This window comes from Kitasatospora sp. NPDC114501 (genome assembly GCF_055633695.1).
This window is the reverse complement of record NZ_JBVKDS010000005.1, coordinates 318,008-334,144: the sequence shown is the minus strand read 5'-3', so window position 1 is coordinate 334,144 and position 16,137 is coordinate 318,008. Positions and strand designations below refer to the sequence as shown.

The window sequence follows — 16,137 nt, the reverse complement described above, 5'->3', positions numbered from 1 at the left end:
GGCAGCCGTTCCCCCTTGACCGGGCCCGGCGCCGGGGTGGCGGGCCTTTCGGTCACTGCGGGGGCAGGCCGAGGGTGGGAAGGTGGTCGGCCATCAGGAGGGCGACGAGTTCGCGGCGGGAGCCCGCGCCGGTCTTGCGGAGGGCCGCGGTGACGTGCTGCTGGACGGTGGGCACGGTCAGGTGGAGGCGGGCGGCGATGGTCTTGGTGCTGGCGCCGCGCACCGCGTGCAGGGCGACCTGCTGTTCGCGCGGGGACAGGCCGTGGGCGAGGAGGGCCAGCGGCAGGCGCTGGACGGGGGAGACCGGGGAGGCGACGACGGCGACGCCGCCGCGGCGGCCGTCCAGCGGGGAGGCGTGCAGGGTCAGCCACTGGCCGTCGGGGGTGCACGCCCGCACCTCCACGGGGGTGCCGCGGCGGGCGGCCTGGCGGGCGGGGGTGAGGAAGCCGGTGGGCACCCCGCCGGTGTGGGCGGTGGGTTCGGCCATCCGCCCGATCAGTTCGCGGGCCGCCGCGTCCGCCGAGCGCAGCCGCCCGTAGCCGTCCAGGACCGCCACGGCCGGGGCGGGCACGGGCGGGCGGGGGCCGCGCAGGGCGGCGAGGTGGGTGTCGCGCAGGGCGGCGCCGATGGGGGAGGCGACGCGTTCGGCCAGGCGCAGGTCGGGCAGGTCGTAGCGGCCGCGGGCGCGTTCGCGCATGAACGCCGCGGAGCCCCAGCGGCCGCCGCCGAGGTCGAAGTTGATCCGCAGTTCGTCGCCGTAGCCGCAGGGGTGGAGCAACTCCCGGTAGCGCAGGCTGCGTTCGGGGCGCCCTTCGGTGGCCCGGCCGACGGTCTGCACCCGGTGGCCGGCGGTGCGGATCGCGGCGAAGGTGGTGGTGTCCTCGCCCTGGAGCTCCAGTTGGACGGCCTGCTCGAACTGCGAGAGGTCGAGGCTGTCGGCGACGGTGGAGACGGGGAACCCGGTGACCGGGTCGTTGCCGTGCCAGCAGCCGCCGTCGAAGCCGAGCGGCTTCAGCAGCAGGGCGTGCAGCTCGCGGAACAGCTCGGCCGCGGGTAACCGGCAGGCCGCCAACTCGCGGATGGATCCCAGGACTTCCCGCTCGATGTCACGTCGTTTGGCCACGGACGGAATACTACGGAAGCCGGGCCCCGCCGTCCGGTGAACGGGCCCGGAGGGACGGGCGCGGAGAGCTGGGCGAGGAGGGACGGGCGAGGATGGGAGAGCGGGGGCGGGTGCGCCACTGCTCGGCGCGCCCGCCCCCGTCCCCCCGTACCCGGCTCCCCGTCCCCTCGTCACTCGGGGAGCGAGGTCAGCTCCACAGGTTGGCCGGCTGGTCGTTGATGGCCGTCCAGAAGCGGGTGCCGGTCGGCAGGGTGCCGTTGGCCCACATCCCCCAGCCGCCGGCGTCGTGGAACTCCGCCATCCGGAAGCCGGTGCCGAAGGAGGAGGCGCACAGCTGGTCGGCGACGGCCCGGCCGGTCAGCTGGGTGCCGGCGACCGGCGCGGTGGCCTTCAGCTCACCGCCGCCCCAGGCGTGGGAGCCGGAGGTGGGCGGCATGCCGGCCGGGGCGGGCCGGCCGTCCTGCTTGATGCACAGCACCGGCAGCCGGAAGCCGGCCCAGGTGTCGCCGTTGTACGGGTCGCTCTGCCCGTCGTAGCCGACGTGCACCAGGTTGTCGGCGCGCTGCTCCAGGTTGGCCCAGGTCATGCCCTTGTGGGCGCCGATCGGGCCGAACATGGCCGTGTAGGAGGGCGTGTCGATGTCCCACTGCTGGTAGGGGCTGTCGAAGCAGTCGACCATGTAGGGCGTCCAGCCGCCGAAGTTCTTCCGCCGGTTGTCCAGGCACTGGCCGCTGCCCTCGTTCTTCAGCCGCACCCCGACCAGGCCCCACTTCGCCGTCTCGCCGGTGGCGTTGAACGGGGTGACCTGCCAGCGCTGGAGCGGCTCGTCGACGTAGCACTGGTTGGCGCTGGGGCCGTCGGTCAGGCAGGAGTTCGGGTCGACGCCGGTGCGGACGGTGAAGGAGCCGGGCCTGCCCGGGACGGGCCTGAACTCGAACTTGCCCGGGTTGTCGGACGGCGCGCAGGGGTGCATGTCGGGCTTGCCGTAGGTGGTGCCGTCGGGACAGCGGTCGGACCCCTGGTTGTACAGGACCGTCACCAGGGTGTCGGCCGAGGCGGTGCCCGGCACCAGCGCCAGGCCGCTCAGGGCGAGCACGACCGCGAGGGTGAGACTTCGGACCAGCGAACGCACGGGGATCTCCAGATCGGGGGAGACGACGGTTTGCGGTCGGCCGACCGCCGTCAGCCTGTCAGCACCCCGTCGACCGCCGGTATCCGTGTTTCCTAGGACCCCACCGGCACCCCCGCGCGGCCGAGCCCGACGACCCGGCCGATCCCACCGCCCGACCGGCTACGGCTGCGCGCGCTCGCGCCACCAGGCGACCGTCGCCCGCAGCTGCTCCTCCAGCGGCGTGGCCCGCACCGCGAACGCGGCCTCGTACGCCGAGCAGTCCACCGTGAACGGCCGGTCGAACTGGTAGCGCACCTCCCGCAGTTCGCGCAGCAGCGGGGAGAACAGCCCCGCCACGGCCAGGGCGGCCGCAGGCAGCCGGCGCACCGCGATGGGCCCGCCGCCGGCCTCGGCGGCCAGCCGCTCGACCATCGCCCGCACCGGCATCGGCGCGACCGTGGGCACGTGCCACGCCCGGCCCCAGGCCCGCTCCTCGCCGGCGATCTCGACCATCGCCCGGGCCACGTCCGGCAGGTAGGTCCAGCTGTGCGCGGCGTCCGGGTCGCCGATCACCGCGACCGGGCGTCCCCGCAGCAGACCGGGCATCACCCGCGCGGCCAGGTGGCCGCCGTCGGTGACGCCGGGGCCGAAGAAGTCCGAGGCCCGCACCTCCACCGCCCGGATCCGCCCGGCCTCGTGCAGCGCCCGCGCCTGCTCCCAGGCCGCCGCCCGCACCCGCCCCTTGGGCCCGGTCGCGGCGAGCGGCAGGTCCTCGGTCATCGCCCCCGTCACCGGCCCGTAGCCGTACAGGTTGCCGAGCATGACCAGCACCGCGCCGCTCTCCTCGGCCGCCGCGCACAGCGAGGCGGCCAGCGCCGGCCACAGCCGCACCCACTGCGGCAGCGGCGGCGCGGCGCAGCCGTGGATGGCCGCGGCCCCGCGGGCGGCCCGCGCCAGCCGTACGGGGTCGCTCGCGTCCAGGGCGAGGTGCTCGACGCCGGGGACGGCCGGCCCGGCCGGGCGGCCGGTGCGGGTGACGACCCGGACCTCGTGGCCCTGTTCGGCCAGCAGGCGGGCGGTGGCGGCCCCGGCGGGCCCGTGTCCGACGACCAGGTGGAAGCTCATCCGCCACACCCTAGCGACGCCCTCGGACGGGCGGGACGCGGGGCGCGGCGCGGGGGAACCCCGCTGGTGGGCGCGGCTGCCGGGCGCCGGATAACCGGTACGGCGATCATAAAAGTGGATCTATGCTGGCGAACGTTCATGACCCCTTCACATGAAGCAGGTTTGCTCTCGATGAAGCTGCCCCGGGTGTCCGCCGTCGTCGCGGCCGCCGTCCTGGCCCCCGCCGTCCTCCTCCCCACCACGGCCTCGGCCTCCGACACCCCGAAGCCGACCGGCGTCTCCGGCCCCGACACCGGCTCCGACTCCGTCAAGGACGCCGCACCCGAGGACGGCGACGGCCAGGAGCAGCGCGACCGCGCCGAGGTCCGGCGCATCCTCGCCGACCCGGCCAGCGGCCCCGGTGTGCGCGAGGCGGCCGACAAGGCCCTCAAGGGCGGCGCCGCCGAGCTGCGCCACTTCCTGGAGGTCGAACTCGACGAGCAGCGGGCGATCGACAACCGGGTCAGGGCCTCCCAGATCCACCACCTGGGCGGCCCGGCCGTGAAGGCGGCCGCCAAGGCCGCCCTCCGGGGCACCGACGCCGACATCACCGCATTCCTGACGACCGGCCAGTACACCGCCCGCGCCCAGGACGACCGCGCCGAGATCGAGCGCATCCTCGCCGACCCGCTGACCGGCCCCAAGGTCCGCGCGGCGGCCGAGCAGGCCCTCAAGGGCGGCGCCGCCGAGCTGCGCCACTTCCTGGAGGTCGAGCTCGCGGAGAAGCAGCGGCCCGACAACCTGCTGCGCCTCGCCCGGATCTCGGGGGGCGCCGAGGGCGCGGGGCCGGCGTTGCGCCTGGCCGCGTCCAAGGCCCTGGACGGCACCTACCAGGACGTCCTCGACTTCCTGAAGACCGGGCAGTACACCGCCCGCGCCGAGGACGACCGGGCCGAGGTCGAGCGCATCCTCGCCGACCCGGCCAGCGGCCCCGGTGTGCGCGAGGCGGCCGAGAAGGCCCTCAAGGGCGGCGCCGCCGAGCTGCGGCACTTCCTGGAGGTCGAGCTGCCCAAGCAGCGCGCCGACGACAACCGGGTCAAGCTCGCCCAGCTCATGGACGCCGGCGGCAGGGCCGTGCGGGAGGCGGCCGGCAAGGCCCTGGACGCCGGCACGAACGCGGCCGTCGAGGAGTTCCTCACCACCGGCTTCTTCAAGGCCCAGTACGAGGACGACCGGGTCGAGGTGCTGCGCGTCATCGCCGACAAGCAGACCGGCCCGCACACCGCGGCCGCCGCCCAGAAGGCCCTGGACGGCACCGCCGCCGACGTGCGGCGCTTCCTGGCCGTCGAGCTGCCGGCCCTGCGCGAGAGCGACAACCGGCTCAAGGTCTCCCAGATCGCCGAGACCGGCGGCCCGGCCGTGCGCAAGGCCGCCCTGGCCGCCCTGGAGGGCCGCAGCTACACGGACATCCTGGCCTTCCTCAAGGACGGCTGGGCCAAGGCCAGGGCCGAGGACGAGGCCGCAGCGGCCAAGCCCGGCACGGGCACGGGCACCGGCGGCTCCGGGCAGCAGCCGCAGACCGTCCAGCCCGCCGGCCTCACCGGCACCACCAGCGGCACCGGCACCACCGGCACCACCGGCACGGGCACCTCCACCGGCACCCGTACGGCCACCACCGGCTCCGGCACGCTCGCCGCCACCGGCACCGACGGGCTCGGCTGGGAGGCCGGCGGCGCCGCCGCGGCCCTCGCCGCGGGCGCGGCCCTGGTCGTGGCCGCCCGCCGCCGCTCCACCGAGAGCTGACACCCCCTCGCGTCCCCGGCCGCCCACCCCGGCGGCCGGGGACGCGCCGCGTCCAGGACCGTCCAGGACCGGCCCGGCCCGGTCGGCTCAGTCGCCGTCCCCGCTGCTGCTCCCCTGGCGGGGCCGGTTGCGCTGGTAGCTGCGCACCGCCTTCCCGGCGCCGACGGTCAGGGCCGCGACCGCGCGGGTCCAGCGCGGCCCGCCCCGGTCGGCCCACACCACGCAGACGCACCCCGCGACGACCAGGACCAGCACCCCCACCAGAACCGCACCGACCATCACGGCCACCCACCCTTCTCCCGACGTCCTGATACGTGTGACGTGCGGATCCTCCCACCCGGTTCGGCCGCGGGTGCGGAGGCTGTGCCAGGATGCGGTAGCCGAACGGCCCAGGTCACCGCACCGGCCGCCCGCAGCCCCACCCGTCAGCCGTACCCCCCAGCCGTACCCCGAGGAGTCATCCGTGGCCACTGCCAAGTTCGCCACCCTGCACACCACGGCGGGCCCGATCCGCCTGGAGCTGTTCCCGTTCCACGCGCCGAAGACGGTCCGCAACTTCGCCGAACTCGCCGAGGGCACCCGGGAGTACACCGACCCGCGCACCGGCGAGCCGGGCACGGGCCCGTACTACGACGGCACGCTCTTCCACCGGGTGATCGCGGGCTTCATGATCCAGGGCGGCGACCCGACCGGCACCGGCGCCGGCGGCCCGGGCTACTCCTTCGCGGACGAGTTCCACCCGGAGCTGTTCTTCACCAAGCCGTACCTGCTCGCGATGGCCAACGCCGGCCCGGGCACCAACGGTTCGCAGTTCTTCATCACGGTCGGCACCCCCGCCCACCTCAACCGCAAGCACACCATCTTCGGCCAGGTCGCCGACGCCGCCTCCAAGGCCGTCGTCGACGCGATCGCCGCCACCCCGACCGAGAACGAGCGCCCGCTCCAGGACGTGGTGATCACCTCCGTCGAGATCGAGCACTCCTGACCCGATGACCTCCGACGCTCCGGTCACCGCCGCCGGCCGCCCCTTCCCGCCCCGCCCGGTCCGCGGCGTACGCGCCGGCTACGTCCACCAGACCAGCTGCCCGGGCGACGTCGCGATCGTCACCGTGGACTTCGAGCCCTGGGAGGAGGGCCTGCACCTCGAGTCCGCCCCGGGCGCCACGGTCAAGGGCGGACCGGAGCCCGGGGACCTGGAACGCTTCCACGCCGCCCTGGCCGAGGGCGTGCGCGCGGAGCTGGCCGAGCAACTGCCCGGCGTTCCCGTGGCGTTGGCGCTGGTGGTGCACCACACCGTCGTCCACCTGGTGGACTCGCGCGAGCACTCCTTCCGCACCGCCGGCCGCCTGGCCGTGCGCGAGGCACTGGCCCTGCTGGACCGCGGTCGCCGACCGGCGAGTTGACGAAGCGTCAGGAACGAATTCGGGTCACGCCGGGGCCGGCGCGGCCCGGTCGCTGCGCCGGTCGCCGGCGGTGAACCCGGAGCGCTCGGCGCGGTGGATGCCGGGGACGCGCGGCGGGGTGGGTGGTCGTCCGGGGGGGATCAGTACCCCGGGGGCACCAGGCTCCAGTGCTGGACGTAGGTCCCGTGGTAGCTCTCGACGGTGACCGCGCCGCCGGTCTGTGCGCTCCCGGTGAGGTAGAGCTCGGGGTGGGCCGCGAGCGAGACCGTCATCAGGCCCCTATCCCAGTACTGCCTGTTCCACTGCTGGTTCACGTTCTTCTCGTCGCAGGTCTGGAGCGTGACGGGGCCCTTGGCGCCGTTGCCCGGCGCGGTCAGGCACGTGCCCGTCGCCTTGTTCTTCAAGAGCTGCTTCCCGGGGGTGCCGCTCAGGTTCCAGAACTGGTGGTCGTTGTTCTGTTCGCGCTCGGCCATGACGACCTTGCCGCTGCTGTCGACGTCCATGCCCTTCGTGGAGCTGTTCGGCGGCTGGACCTCGTAGCGGAGCCAGGTGGGTTCGCTCTGCTGGGGCGGCGATGCCGCCTGCGGGGCGGCCGCCGCGGCCAGGCCGGGTGTGCCGCCCAGCAGCGCGGCGGCGATGGCCGCGACCGCGAGGCGCTTGGCAGGAGACATGCTGGTCACTCTCATGCGCTGTTCCCTTGTGGGGGGTCCGAGAGGTGTGCGGGCTCTTCGGCGGATGGCGCCGGAAGCCCTGCGGCCACGGGGCCGCGCCGGGGGGATGCCCGAGGGGGCGGATCGCTCGCCGCCCCGGCTGTCGGGCTTCCCGAGGCCCGGTGGGCACGGAGATGCTTCGTGTCCACCCGACCAGGCTAGCCAGATGTCCGGCCGCCCGCAGCTTCGCGCGAACGCGCAGGTCGGGGGCGTGCCGCGGGACGCCAGGGTCTGCCTCTCCTGATGAGCGGCAGCCCGCCGGTTTCGCTCGGGCTCCACTGCCGGCGTTCGCTCCCGGCGTCGGGGTCGGTCGCCGTACGGCCGGGGCGGGGAACGCGGGGGCCGCCGCCCGCTGGAGTGCGGGCGGCGGCCGTGGAGCCGCGAGCTGACGCTAGGTCAGGAGCAGCTGCTGAACGTGGCGCTGGTGTTGGCGATGTAGAGGGTGGCGCCGCCGTTGTTGTCGGAGGTGACCGGGATGGTGATGGTGTCCTCGGCGGTCCACGGAATGCCGTGGGCGTCGAAGGTCCAGGTGCCGGTGACCTTGCGGGCGAGTTCGGCCAGCGTCACCCAACCGTACTGCTGCTGCGGGACGGAGACGGTGACGGCGTTGTTGACGCTGCGCGAGCCGTTCCAGACGTTCTGGAAGCTCAGACCGATCTTGACCGCGGCCGTCAGCGCGCCCGGGGCGCCGCCGCCGATCTCGCTGCCCATCTCGGTGCCGATGGAGTTGGACCAGCCGCTGGTGTCGGTGACGGCGAAGTTCTGCTGGACGGCGCTGCTGGTGTTGTTGAACCAGACCGAGGAGGCGCACACCCGCGGCAGCGGCGCGGCCGGGGCCTCGCTCTTGGTGGCCCACGAGCAGCTGGAGGCGTCCTTCTGGCACTGCTTGGCGCCGTGGTCGACGGCCAGGTTGCGGGCGGCCTGCTCGAAGCCGGTGGACCACCGCTGGTTGAGGGTGCCGTTGCAGGTGTACTGGTCGGTCCAGGCGTCGTCGTAGTTGCCGCCGAGCAGCAGGTCCAGGCAGGTGTTGTCGCCCTTGTGGCGGATCATGAACGAGTCGCCGCCGCCGGGCGCCGGCTGGAAGTACCAGCGCTGGCTGGCCTGCCCGGCGCAGGACTGCTGGCGCAGCGCCGGGGTGAGGAACGCCAGGTCGATGCACTTGCCGGTGTCGTTGTTGACGATGGCGAAGGTGGAGTCGGCCGGGTCGACGCTCAGCCGCCAGGACTGGTGGTAGCCGGGCGCCGAGTTGGTGACGATGTAGGCGCCGTCGCCCATGTTGCCGTTCTGGACGTCGAGTTGGCGTCCGTTGCTGAGCGACTTGATGGTCAGGCACTGCTGCGGCGAGGCGCAGGCGGCGAGCGGGGCGGGCGCGGCCGCCGGGGCGGCGGCCGGGGTGGCCGATGCGGCGTGGGCGGGCGCGGTGCCCAGGCCCAGGGCGGCGCAACAGGTCACCAGGAGGGCCGCGAACAGGCGCAGCCAGGACGCCGTACGGCCGGGGGTCGTGGTGGCGGGCAAGGGTGGAGTCCTTTCGTCGGGAACGGTGTTGCGGGAGAGGAGCGGTGCGCGCGGGGCTCAGGGCGCGGCGGCGAAGGCCGCCTCCAGGCGCGGGACGTAGTCCACGAGGTCCTGCGCCCAGCAGCCCGCGGTGTGGCCGCCGTGGCAGTCGGCGCCCCAGCCGGTGCCGTCGCCGTAGTCGACGAAGCGGTACGGCAGGCCGAGCGCGTCCAGGCGCTGCTTGAGGCGCTTGGCGGTGCCCTCGGCCCAGAACTCCATGTCGGCGGGGTTGTTGTTGCCGTTGCCGGTGTAGACGGCGATGCCGGTGTGCTCCAGCCGGGCCGCGCGGGCGACCGGGTCGGCGGCGTTCCAGCGCCAGTCGGCGTTGAAGACCGGGTACGGGGTGCCGAAGATCGCGTCGCTGGAGACGGTGGGGCCGAAGTCCAGGGCGCAGGGGTGGCCGTCGCTGGGGCCGCAGAGCACGGTGCCTGCGTTGGTCAGGGTGGCGACCACCGCGCCGCGGATGACCATCTCGTCGGCGGACAGGTCGTCGGCGCCGGACATGGTCAGGACCTGGCCGAACAGGTCGGGGCGGTCCTGGGCGTAGTGCAGGGCGCCGAAGCCGCCCATGGACAGCCCGCCGACGGCCCGGTGGGCGCGGTCGGTGCGGGTGCGCAGGTTGGCGTCGACGAACGGCAGGACCTGCTGGAGGTGGAAGGTCTCCCAGTTCTGCGCGCCGGCGGCGGTGTTCTGGTCGAGCCAGTCGGTGTACCAGCCGCGCAGGCCGCCGTCCGGGATGACGGTGATCATCGACTGGGCGGCGGTCAGCGCGGGGTAGGCCAGCGCCGGGTCGCTCGGGTTGTCCGAGGCGCCGTGCAGGAAGTACAGCACCGGGTAGCGCCGGTCCGGCTGGGCCGCGTAGTCGGCGGGCAGCAGGATGCGGATGGTGTGCGGCCCGGCGACCTGTGCCGTGGTGACGGTGACGACGAAGTCGGTGGCGCTGCCGGTGGCGGCGCCGACCTGGGTCAGCCCGAAGCCGTCCGTCAGCGGCGGCGGCCCGTCGGCCCCGGCCCGTACGGCGGGAGCGGCGGCGGACGCGGAGGCGGCGGAGGCCACGGGCGGTGCGGCGAGCGGCAGCAGGCAGGCGGCCAGGGCGGCAAGAGCCGCGCGGGCGCGCCGGAGCCGGGCAGGGTTCATGGGCGTCCTCGGCCTTCAGTGATCTGACTGATCGCCGACAACTCTCGCCAGCGGCCCCGCCCCGACGCCAGAGCCTCCGACGGCGCACCTGGGCCACTGGCGCATGTGCGCCGCCCGCGCGGGTAGGCTCTCCCGGCCCCGAGCGGGGCGGGGGGAACGCGATGCCTGGGGGGCCGTCGTGCACGACGTACTGGAACCGGAATCCGAACGCGGCCGCGTCTACCACAGCCTGGTCGGCCGGCCACGCGCCCGCGTGCCCGAACTCGCCCGGGACAGCGGCCTGGACGAGGACACCGTCCTCGCCGTCCTGCGCGACCTCGCCGACGAGGGCGTCGCCGTGGCCTTCGACACCACCGACAGCGCCGACGACCGCCACCACGCCTGGGAGGCCCTGCCGCCCGCCCGGGTCGTCGAGGCGGTGCTTCAGCACGACGCGCTGCGCCAGGCCACCGCCCGCCGGGCCGGGGCCGAACTGGAACGCCTCTACCGCTTCGCCCGCCGCGACACCGGCAGCTACGGGGCGCTGGAGGTGGTCGAGGACCCGGCCGAGGTGCTGGCCGCCAGCCGGCGCCTCCAGCTCGCCGCCCGCCACCAGCTACGGGTCATCGACGTGCCGCCGTACTCCGGCAGCCCCGCCCACTACCTCGACCAGGAGGTGCTACAGCGCCGCCGGATGGCCGCGGGCGTGGTCTACCGCGTGATCTACCAGGGGTGCGCGTTCCAGCACCCGGTGGTCGGGCCCAACATGGCCCGGATGATCGAGGCGGGGGAGCAGGCCCGGACGTTGGACGAGCCGCCGCTCAAACTCGCCATCGGAGACGACGAGTTGGGCATCGTCACCGTGCCCGCCGACGACCGCCCCGGCGTCGTCTCGCTGCTGATCCGGCCCTCCGGCCTGCTGAACGCCCTGACCGCCGTCTTCGAGACGCTGTGGCGCCTGGCGGTGCCCGCCTCCATGGCCGAGGTCGACCTGCGCGTCGACGAACGCGACCGGCGGATCCTCACGTTGATGGCCGGCGGCGCCACCGACGACGCGATCGCCCGCCGGCTGGGCCTGGGCCGGCGCACCGTGGTGCGCCGGGTGTCGACGCTGCTGGCGCACCTCGGCGCCACCACCCGCTTCCAGGCCGGCGTCCAGGCGGCGCGGCGGGGGTGGCTGTGACGGCGGCCTGAGCCGCCGTTCACACGGAGGCCGGGGCCCGGCCTCCTCGTCCGGTCAGGGCCGTCCGGAGGGCGCGTCGAGCACAGCGAGGCCGGTGGAGGTGGCGACGTGGGCGGTCGTCTGGCGGTCCCGGTGGGTGTCGATCAGGCCCGCGTTGCGCAGCGTCGTGGCGTGCTCGCTGGCGCTGGCCGTGGCGATGCCGACGAGCGCGGCGAGCTGCCGGGTCGAGCAGCCCGGGTGGCGGGCGATGGTGCTGAGCACCGCGGCCCGGGTGTGGCCCAGTACGGACCCGACGGCGTCGGCCGTCGGGGCGGCCCGGTGGGTGCCCGACGGGAGGGCCGCGAACAGCGGTGTGGCCGCGGCCCCCTGGAGCCGGGCCACCGGGTAGCTGAGGACGGGTTGCGGCGCCGCGTCGAGGTCGACGACCGGGGCCTCGACGGCGAACACCGACGGCTGGAGCAGCATCCCCCGTCCGGCCAGGTGCACGTCGGCGTCCAGGCCGGAGGCCATCGCGACCTCCAGCACGGGCGCCCGCCAGCGGATGCGCCGCGGGTTGACGCGGGCGAGGACGGCCGCGACGCCGCCGCCGAGCAGTTGGCGCGACCGCACCGCGGCGTCGGCCGCCGCCATGGCCTGGACCTCCTGCCAGTGCGGGAGGAGGGCGTGGCCGGCCAGGTGCTCCAGGCCGTCGCACAAGTGCCGTAGCAGCAGCGGGTCGTCGGGCAGCCGGTGGGCCCACGAGGGCAGGGGCTGGACCTGAGCGGTGTGCTCCAGGCTGGCCCGTAGGCGGGCGCGGGGGGTGGAGCGGACCTGTTCGATCAGCTCGACGGGTGTGGCGGCGTTCGCGCCGCTCAGGAATCCGGTGATCGGCCCGCGCGGGGGCATGAGCGCGAGGACCATGCGCGAGGCGGGGTGCAGGGAGGTGAGGGTGCGGTGGCGCCAGGCCCCGAGCCGTACGGCGTGGGTGCGTTCCTGGAGGTGCCGGGCCGCGGTGGTCAGTTCGAGGCAGGGCGCGGGTCTGTCGGCGATGCGGGTCCGCGCGAGGTCCTCCACGGTGAAGTGAATGCGTAACGGCACGTCGTCGCCCTCCCGCGAAGCCCGACCGGCTGCTGCCGGTGCTGCTGCCCGTCCTCCCGCTCTCGACGGCCATCCTCGTCCAGAGCGGGGCTCGTCGGCCAGCGGACCCGGGGCGGGAACTACGTGCTCAGCAGGCCGGGTTCGCCCAGCTGATGCGGAGCTCGCGGTCGCCGACGGGGAGGGTGAGGACCGGGTGGTCGGCGAGGTCGCGGATGACGTCGCGCCGGGCGCAGGGGCCGGTGAGGCGGCGCTCCAGGAGGTAGTGCTCGAAGCGGGACATCGGCAGATGGCGGACCGAGGCCCAGATCCGTTCGAGGGCGTCGGCGTTGAGGGTGTGGACGGCGGGCGGGCGCAGCCCCGGGACCTCGACGAGGACGTCGTGGTCGGCCCTCATGCGGTCAGCTCCGACCAGACGATCTTGCCGGTGTGCTCGCGCGGGGAGCAACCGGTGCGGGCGGAGAGCGACTTGACCAGGTACAGGCCGCGCCCGGCCTCCCCGTCGAGGGTCAGCGCACGCAGGACGGGCTCGCGGTCGCGGCGGGCGTCGTGGACCTCGATCCGCAGGCGGGCGGGGGAGGGGTTGAGGAAGAGGTCGAGGGCGAGGTGGATGAGGTGCCCCGGCGGCGTGCCGTGCACGAGGGCGTTGGTGACGAGCTCCGAGACGATCAGGAGCCCGGAATCGAGGAAGCGCGCTCCGGCGGGGGTGGAGGCGAGGAGCTCGGACAGGTGGAGGCGCCCCTCGCCGGGCGCGCGGCGGCTGCGCGGCAGCCAGGTGGTGGAGGAGTGGCAGGACATGGCGAAGGCACCTTCCAGGGACGGGGTTTGAAGCCATGTGGAAGCCGGGCGGAGGCATGGGGATGCCCGGCGGTAGACGGTCGTGGTTACTCAGGCAACCCGAAGGACTACTGGCTGTAGATTGCCCTAGCCAGACGATTGCATGCAACCGCTTCTCTCGTGCAATTGCATGCTTTCGGTCGCGAGACTGAGCCTCCGGGAGGGGTGGCAAACTATGCAAGGAAGCGAACAGCCAGGGAGTGTGACGCATGGGCAGTCCGACCGTGCTGCGGCGTAGGCTCGGTGGCGAGCTGGGCAAGTTGCGCGCATCGCGCGAGCTGAACGCCAAGGACGTGGCCGCCGCGCTGGGTTGGTCCGCCTCGAAGCTGAGCCGTATCGAGAGCGGCCTGGTGCCGTTGCAGGAGCGCGACGCTGCGAAGCTCCTGGCGCACTACGGCGTTACTTCACCCGATGAGGTGAAGCACTTCCTTGGCCTGACGCGCCAGAGCCGCCGGCAGGGCTGGTGGCATGCGTACGGGGATGCTCTGCCGGATTGGTTCCGCGCCTACGTGGGATTCGAGTCGGATGCGGCGAGGATCGCGACCTACGAATGCGAGTTGGTGCCAGGTCTTCTACAGAGCGAGTCTTATGCGCGGCACGTGATCCGGTCCATGAATCCGACCGAGTCCGCCGAAGACGTCGAGAAGCGAGTCGCATTGCGAATGGAACGCCAGCTGATTCTCGACCGCGATGAGCCGCCACAACTCTGGGCGATCATCGGTGAGGCGGTCATGAGGCGTCCGGTGGGCGGCAGTTCGACCATGGCCGAGCAATTGCACCACCTGGCCGCGATGGCGGACGAGCGGCCTAACATCACGATCCAGGTGCTGCCGTTCTCAGCCGGGGCGCATGCGGCCATGGGCGCCTCGTTCTCGGTCCTCTCCTTCGATGACATCCCCGGTAGCGTGGCCTACTCCGAGACCGCGACCAGCAGCATCTACTCGGAGCGACCGCAGGAGATCGCTCGTCACGAGGATGTGTTCCACCGCCTCATGGCGTCGTCGGTCCAGCCGGAGAAGTCCATCACATGGTTGAAGAAGGTCGCAGAGGAGTACTCCCCGTGATGCGGGATTACCGCGCCATCGAGTGGCGCAAGAGCACGTACAGCAATGGCCAAGGCAACTGCATCGAGATAGCCGACGGCCTTGCGGGCATCGTCCCCGTTCGGGACAGCAAGGACCCTGATGGCCCGGCCCTCACCTTTTCGCCCGAGGCGTGGCGGTCCTTCGTCGCGGGCATCCAGGCCGGAGACTTCCCGGTCAACAGCTGACCAAGTACCGTGGGTTGCCCCCTATCGTGCGGGGCAACCCACGGCCAGCTTAGGGCTTTAGGAGGTCACCTTCGTGACACCCCGCCTGACATGGCGCAAGAGCAGCCACAGCAATCCGAACGACAACTGCGTCGAAGTGGCCGACGGCCTTGTGGGCATCGTCCCCGTTCGGGACAGCAAGGACCCTGATGGCCCGGCCCTCGCCTTTTCGCCCGAGGCGTGGCGGTCCTTTGTCGGGGGCATCCAAGCCGGCGACTTCCCCGCAGGCTCCTGACGTACTTCTACTGGGCGGCCCCGCGTACACCGCGTGGCCGCCCAGTCCGTCAAAGACCCCTGGGGCTCCCGATCTTGCCGGACGGCCTTTCCCGCCGTGGCATCTCGACTACGCTCGCCAGGGCCAGGGCCAAGATCGACCGAGGGGGGCCACGCCATGCCGTACGAGACCGGTGCGACGGTGAGACTGACCAGGGAGGTGCAGGTCACCGAGAAGGGCACCGCCGGCCTGCCCGGGCCGCTCTTCCTGGGCGAGGGCCTGATGGGCATCGTCACGGGCTCGGCGCAGGAGGCCACCACCGCGGCCTCGGAGCATGTGGCGCTCTTCGACGAGCAGGTCCGCGGCTTCCAGTTCGACGCCTCCGCGTCCTACCTGATCAACGACCTCCGGCAGAAGGTCATCCGGGCGAGTGGGGGCGGCGCCGGCTCCGGCACCCAGACCCTGTACCGGGTGCGCTTCGAGAACGGGTTCGTCCTCGACGGCCTCGAAGAGGGCTCGCTGACCCGGGCCTGAACCCCCTGCGCCGCCGCGCCGCCGGGGGCCTGCTCAGCCCGGGTAGGTGATCGAGCCCAGCGGCGGACACGGGACGAGTTCGGTGCTGACACCCGGGCGTTCGACGAACGCCCGCGCCTCGGCGGCCCGTTGGCGCCGGGTGTCCAGGTCGTCGGCGTACCAGGCGTCGTTCCTGGCCCGGTGGTAGTCCCACGTGTCGTCGATGAGGTTGAGGCTGGTGTTGCCGGCGCTGCGTTGGAACTCCGCCTTGACGGCGGCCTGTTGGAGCGCGGTCTGTAGCGCCGCCAGGTCGATGCGGGTGATCCAGACGCCGAGGGTGTCCGGTTCGCGGGTCGGCATCGGGGCCTTGGGGAGCAGGGACACCCCGGTGTCGAGGCGGCCGAGGTTGTCGACGGTCGCGTCCTGGGACTCCTGTACCGCGATCCGCATCTCCCGGTGCAGCCAGAAGAGTTCGTCGAGGTCGGCCATGGTGATGCGCATCCGCCGGTACGCGGCCTGGAAGCGGGGGTCGTGGTGCAGCGCTCGCATGGTGGGGACGTGCAGGCCCACGCAGTCGTTGAAGCCGGCCGTCACCGCCGCGTCGAGGTGCAGGACGGCCTGGTCCGTCCGCCCGTGCGCGAAGGCCAGGTCGCCGAGGCTCGCGTGGCCCGCCGCGACGAGCCACGTGCCGTCGGGGCCGAGCGCCGTGGCCCGCGCGACGACGTCCTGGAGGCCCGAGGCGCTCCTCGCGGTCGGACCCTCGGTCACGATCGCCACCAGCAGTTCGTGGACACGGGCTGCCAGTGAGTTGACGGTGTCGGCCATGGATCTCCTCGGACCTCGGTGGTGGAGAGCGCGAAGGCGCCGTCGAGCCTGCGGCGACCCTGGTGGAGATGACGGGCGGGCGGGATGAGCGGTTCCGCTCGTGCCCGCCCGAGGTCGCGAACCCGTTCCACTCCACCTGCCGTGTTCGAATCGATGTGTCGACACTGCGTCATCACCGCAGGCAGTGGCCCATTGCGGTTCGATCACGGTGTGTCCGGTTCGTCGAACATTGGATGAGAGTGCGGGCATTTTCTGTGT

General features: G+C 73.4%; 19 protein-coding genes. 8 read left to right on the top strand and 11 right to left on the bottom strand.

The window, feature by feature from the left end:
- Positions 1–52: 52 nt before the first annotated feature.
- The 3 genes from ACZ7RU_RS12505 to ACZ7RU_RS12495 all read right to left on the bottom strand — a co-directional run bounded on the left by ACZ7RU_RS12505 (position 53) and on the right by ACZ7RU_RS12495 (position 3,359).
- Positions 53–1,123 (bottom strand): helix-turn-helix transcriptional regulator, encoded by a 1,071-nt coding sequence (locus ACZ7RU_RS12505; protein ID WP_470340869.1) that lies wholly within the window; start codon positions 1,121–1,123, stop codon positions 53–55.
- Positions 1,124–1,310: 187 nt separating this feature from the next.
- On the bottom strand, positions 1,311–2,255 hold the full coding sequence (locus ACZ7RU_RS12500) for a hypothetical protein (protein ID WP_470340868.1): 945 nt from the start codon (positions 2,253–2,255) through the stop codon (positions 1,311–1,313).
- 159 nt (positions 2,256–2,414) lie between these two features.
- A complete protein-coding gene (locus tag ACZ7RU_RS12495) occupies positions 2,415–3,359 on the bottom strand; it encodes an NAD-dependent epimerase/dehydratase family protein (RefSeq protein WP_470340867.1) in 945 nt (314 codons plus the stop codon).
- Positions 3,360–3,530: 171 nt separating this feature from the next.
- Here ACZ7RU_RS12495 and ACZ7RU_RS12490 point away from each other — a divergent pair, with 171 nt between their 5' ends.
- Positions 3,531–5,141, top strand: coding sequence for an ALF repeat-containing protein (locus ACZ7RU_RS12490; RefSeq protein WP_470340866.1), 1,611 nt, complete (start codon positions 3,531–3,533; stop codon positions 5,139–5,141).
- Between the two features lie 87 nt (positions 5,142–5,228).
- Here ACZ7RU_RS12490 and ACZ7RU_RS12485 read toward each other — a convergent pair whose 3' ends face one another.
- A complete protein-coding gene (locus ACZ7RU_RS12485; protein WP_470340956.1) occupies positions 5,229–5,420 on the bottom strand; it encodes a hypothetical protein in 192 nt (63 codons plus the stop codon).
- 184 nt (positions 5,421–5,604) lie between these two features.
- Between ACZ7RU_RS12485 and ACZ7RU_RS12480 the strand changes: the two genes are divergently transcribed.
- Together ACZ7RU_RS12480 and ACZ7RU_RS12475 are read left to right on the top strand one after the other, a co-directional pair.
- A complete protein-coding gene (locus ACZ7RU_RS12480) occupies positions 5,605–6,126 on the top strand; it encodes a peptidylprolyl isomerase (RefSeq protein WP_470340865.1) in 522 nt (173 codons plus the stop codon).
- A gap of 4 nt (positions 6,127–6,130) precedes the next feature.
- A complete protein-coding gene (locus ACZ7RU_RS12475; protein ID WP_470340864.1) occupies positions 6,131–6,544 on the top strand; it encodes a hypothetical protein in 414 nt (137 codons plus the stop codon).
- Between the two features lie 140 nt (positions 6,545–6,684).
- Here the strand turns inward: ACZ7RU_RS12475 and ACZ7RU_RS12470 are convergent, their stop codons facing one another.
- From ACZ7RU_RS12470 to ACZ7RU_RS12460, 3 genes are all read right to left on the bottom strand, one after another.
- The gene (locus tag ACZ7RU_RS12470) at positions 6,685–7,215 is read right to left on the bottom strand and encodes a ricin-type beta-trefoil lectin domain protein (protein WP_470340863.1); all 531 of its coding nucleotides are present in this window, start codon (positions 7,213–7,215) and stop codon (positions 6,685–6,687) included.
- 435 nt (positions 7,216–7,650) lie between these two features.
- A complete protein-coding gene (locus ACZ7RU_RS12465) occupies positions 7,651–8,769 on the bottom strand; it encodes an RICIN domain-containing protein (protein ID WP_470340862.1) in 1,119 nt (372 codons plus the stop codon).
- Positions 8,770–8,826: 57 nt separating this feature from the next.
- On the bottom strand, positions 8,827–9,945 hold the full coding sequence (locus tag ACZ7RU_RS12460; protein ID WP_470340861.1) for an alpha/beta hydrolase: 1,119 nt from the start codon (positions 9,943–9,945) through the stop codon (positions 8,827–8,829).
- Positions 9,946–10,123: 178 nt separating this feature from the next.
- Between ACZ7RU_RS12460 and ACZ7RU_RS12455 the strand changes: the two genes are divergently transcribed.
- Positions 10,124–11,107: a helix-turn-helix transcriptional regulator gene (locus tag ACZ7RU_RS12455; RefSeq protein ID WP_470340860.1), complete on the top strand. Its 984-nt coding sequence runs from the start codon at positions 10,124–10,126 to the stop codon at positions 11,105–11,107.
- A 54-nt stretch (positions 11,108–11,161) separates the two neighbouring features.
- On the opposite strand, the gene ACZ7RU_RS12450 is transcribed toward ACZ7RU_RS12455, so the two are convergent.
- The 3 genes from ACZ7RU_RS12450 to ACZ7RU_RS12440 form a co-directional block, all read right to left on the bottom strand.
- Positions 11,162–12,184, bottom strand: coding sequence for a DUF5937 family protein (locus ACZ7RU_RS12450; protein ID WP_470340859.1), 1,023 nt, complete (start codon positions 12,182–12,184; stop codon positions 11,162–11,164).
- Positions 12,185–12,311: 127 nt separating this feature from the next.
- The gene (locus ACZ7RU_RS12445) at positions 12,312–12,578 is read right to left on the bottom strand and encodes a hypothetical protein (protein ID WP_470340858.1); all 267 of its coding nucleotides are present in this window, start codon (positions 12,576–12,578) and stop codon (positions 12,312–12,314) included.
- Positions 12,575–12,979 (bottom strand): ATP-binding protein, encoded by a 405-nt coding sequence (locus ACZ7RU_RS12440; protein ID WP_470340857.1) that lies wholly within the window; start codon positions 12,977–12,979, stop codon positions 12,575–12,577. The genes ACZ7RU_RS12445 and ACZ7RU_RS12440 overlap by 4 nt, the downstream gene beginning before the upstream one ends.
- Before the next feature lie 248 nt (positions 12,980–13,227).
- Here ACZ7RU_RS12440 and ACZ7RU_RS12435 point away from each other — a divergent pair, with 248 nt between their 5' ends.
- The 4 genes from ACZ7RU_RS12435 (at position 13,228) to ACZ7RU_RS12420 (ending at position 15,075) form a co-directional block, all read left to right on the top strand.
- Positions 13,228–14,082 (top strand): helix-turn-helix domain-containing protein, encoded by an 855-nt coding sequence (locus tag ACZ7RU_RS12435; RefSeq protein WP_470340856.1) that lies wholly within the window; start codon positions 13,228–13,230, stop codon positions 14,080–14,082.
- The gene (locus ACZ7RU_RS12430; protein WP_470340855.1) at positions 14,082–14,288 is read left to right on the top strand and encodes a DUF397 domain-containing protein; all 207 of its coding nucleotides are present in this window, start codon (positions 14,082–14,084) and stop codon (positions 14,286–14,288) included. Before ACZ7RU_RS12435 ends, ACZ7RU_RS12430 begins: the two co-directional genes overlap by 1 nt.
- A 73-nt stretch (positions 14,289–14,361) precedes the next feature.
- Positions 14,362–14,562, top strand: a complete 201-nt coding sequence (locus ACZ7RU_RS12425) for a DUF397 domain-containing protein (protein WP_470340854.1) — start codon at positions 14,362–14,364, stop codon at positions 14,560–14,562.
- A 156-nt stretch (positions 14,563–14,718) separates the two neighbouring features.
- On the top strand, positions 14,719–15,075 hold the full coding sequence (locus tag ACZ7RU_RS12420; RefSeq protein WP_470340853.1) for a hypothetical protein: 357 nt from the start codon (positions 14,719–14,721) through the stop codon (positions 15,073–15,075).
- A 33-nt stretch (positions 15,076–15,108) separates the two neighbouring features.
- On the opposite strand, the gene ACZ7RU_RS12415 is transcribed toward ACZ7RU_RS12420, so the two are convergent.
- Entirely contained in the window at positions 15,109–15,879 is a 771-nt protein-coding gene (locus tag ACZ7RU_RS12415; protein WP_470340852.1) for a hypothetical protein, read from the bottom strand.
- Positions 15,880–16,137: the final 258 nt, after the last annotated feature.

Coding starts and splice junctions, on each gene's coding strand:
- ACZ7RU_RS12415 (WP_470340852.1), bottom strand. CDS start 15,879: ATGGCCGACACCGTCAACTCACTGGCAGCCCGTGTCCACGAACTGCTG.
- ACZ7RU_RS12485 (WP_470340956.1), bottom strand. CDS start 5,420: ATGGTCGGTGCGGTTCTGGTGGGGGTGCTGGTCCTGGTCGTCGCGGGG.
- ACZ7RU_RS12475 (WP_470340864.1), top strand. CDS start 6,131: ATGACCTCCGACGCTCCGGTCACCGCCGCCGGCCGCCCCTTCCCGCCC.
- ACZ7RU_RS12435 (WP_470340856.1), top strand. CDS start 13,228: ATGGGCAGTCCGACCGTGCTGCGGCGTAGGCTCGGTGGCGAGCTGGGC.
- ACZ7RU_RS12495 (WP_470340867.1), bottom strand. CDS start 3,359: ATGAGCTTCCACCTGGTCGTCGGACACGGGCCCGCCGGGGCCGCCACC.
- ACZ7RU_RS12430 (WP_470340855.1), top strand. CDS start 14,082: ATGCGGGATTACCGCGCCATCGAGTGGCGCAAGAGCACGTACAGCAAT.
- ACZ7RU_RS12460 (WP_470340861.1), bottom strand. CDS start 9,945: ATGAACCCTGCCCGGCTCCGGCGCGCCCGCGCGGCTCTTGCCGCCCTG.
- ACZ7RU_RS12490 (WP_470340866.1), top strand. CDS start 3,531: ATGAAGCTGCCCCGGGTGTCCGCCGTCGTCGCGGCCGCCGTCCTGGCC.
- ACZ7RU_RS12440 (WP_470340857.1), bottom strand. CDS start 12,979: ATGTCCTGCCACTCCTCCACCACCTGGCTGCCGCGCAGCCGCCGCGCG.
- ACZ7RU_RS12420 (WP_470340853.1), top strand. CDS start 14,719: ATGCCGTACGAGACCGGTGCGACGGTGAGACTGACCAGGGAGGTGCAG.
- ACZ7RU_RS12470 (WP_470340863.1), bottom strand. CDS start 7,215: ATGTCTCCTGCCAAGCGCCTCGCGGTCGCGGCCATCGCCGCCGCGCTG.
- ACZ7RU_RS12445 (WP_470340858.1), bottom strand. CDS start 12,578: ATGAGGGCCGACCACGACGTCCTCGTCGAGGTCCCGGGGCTGCGCCCG.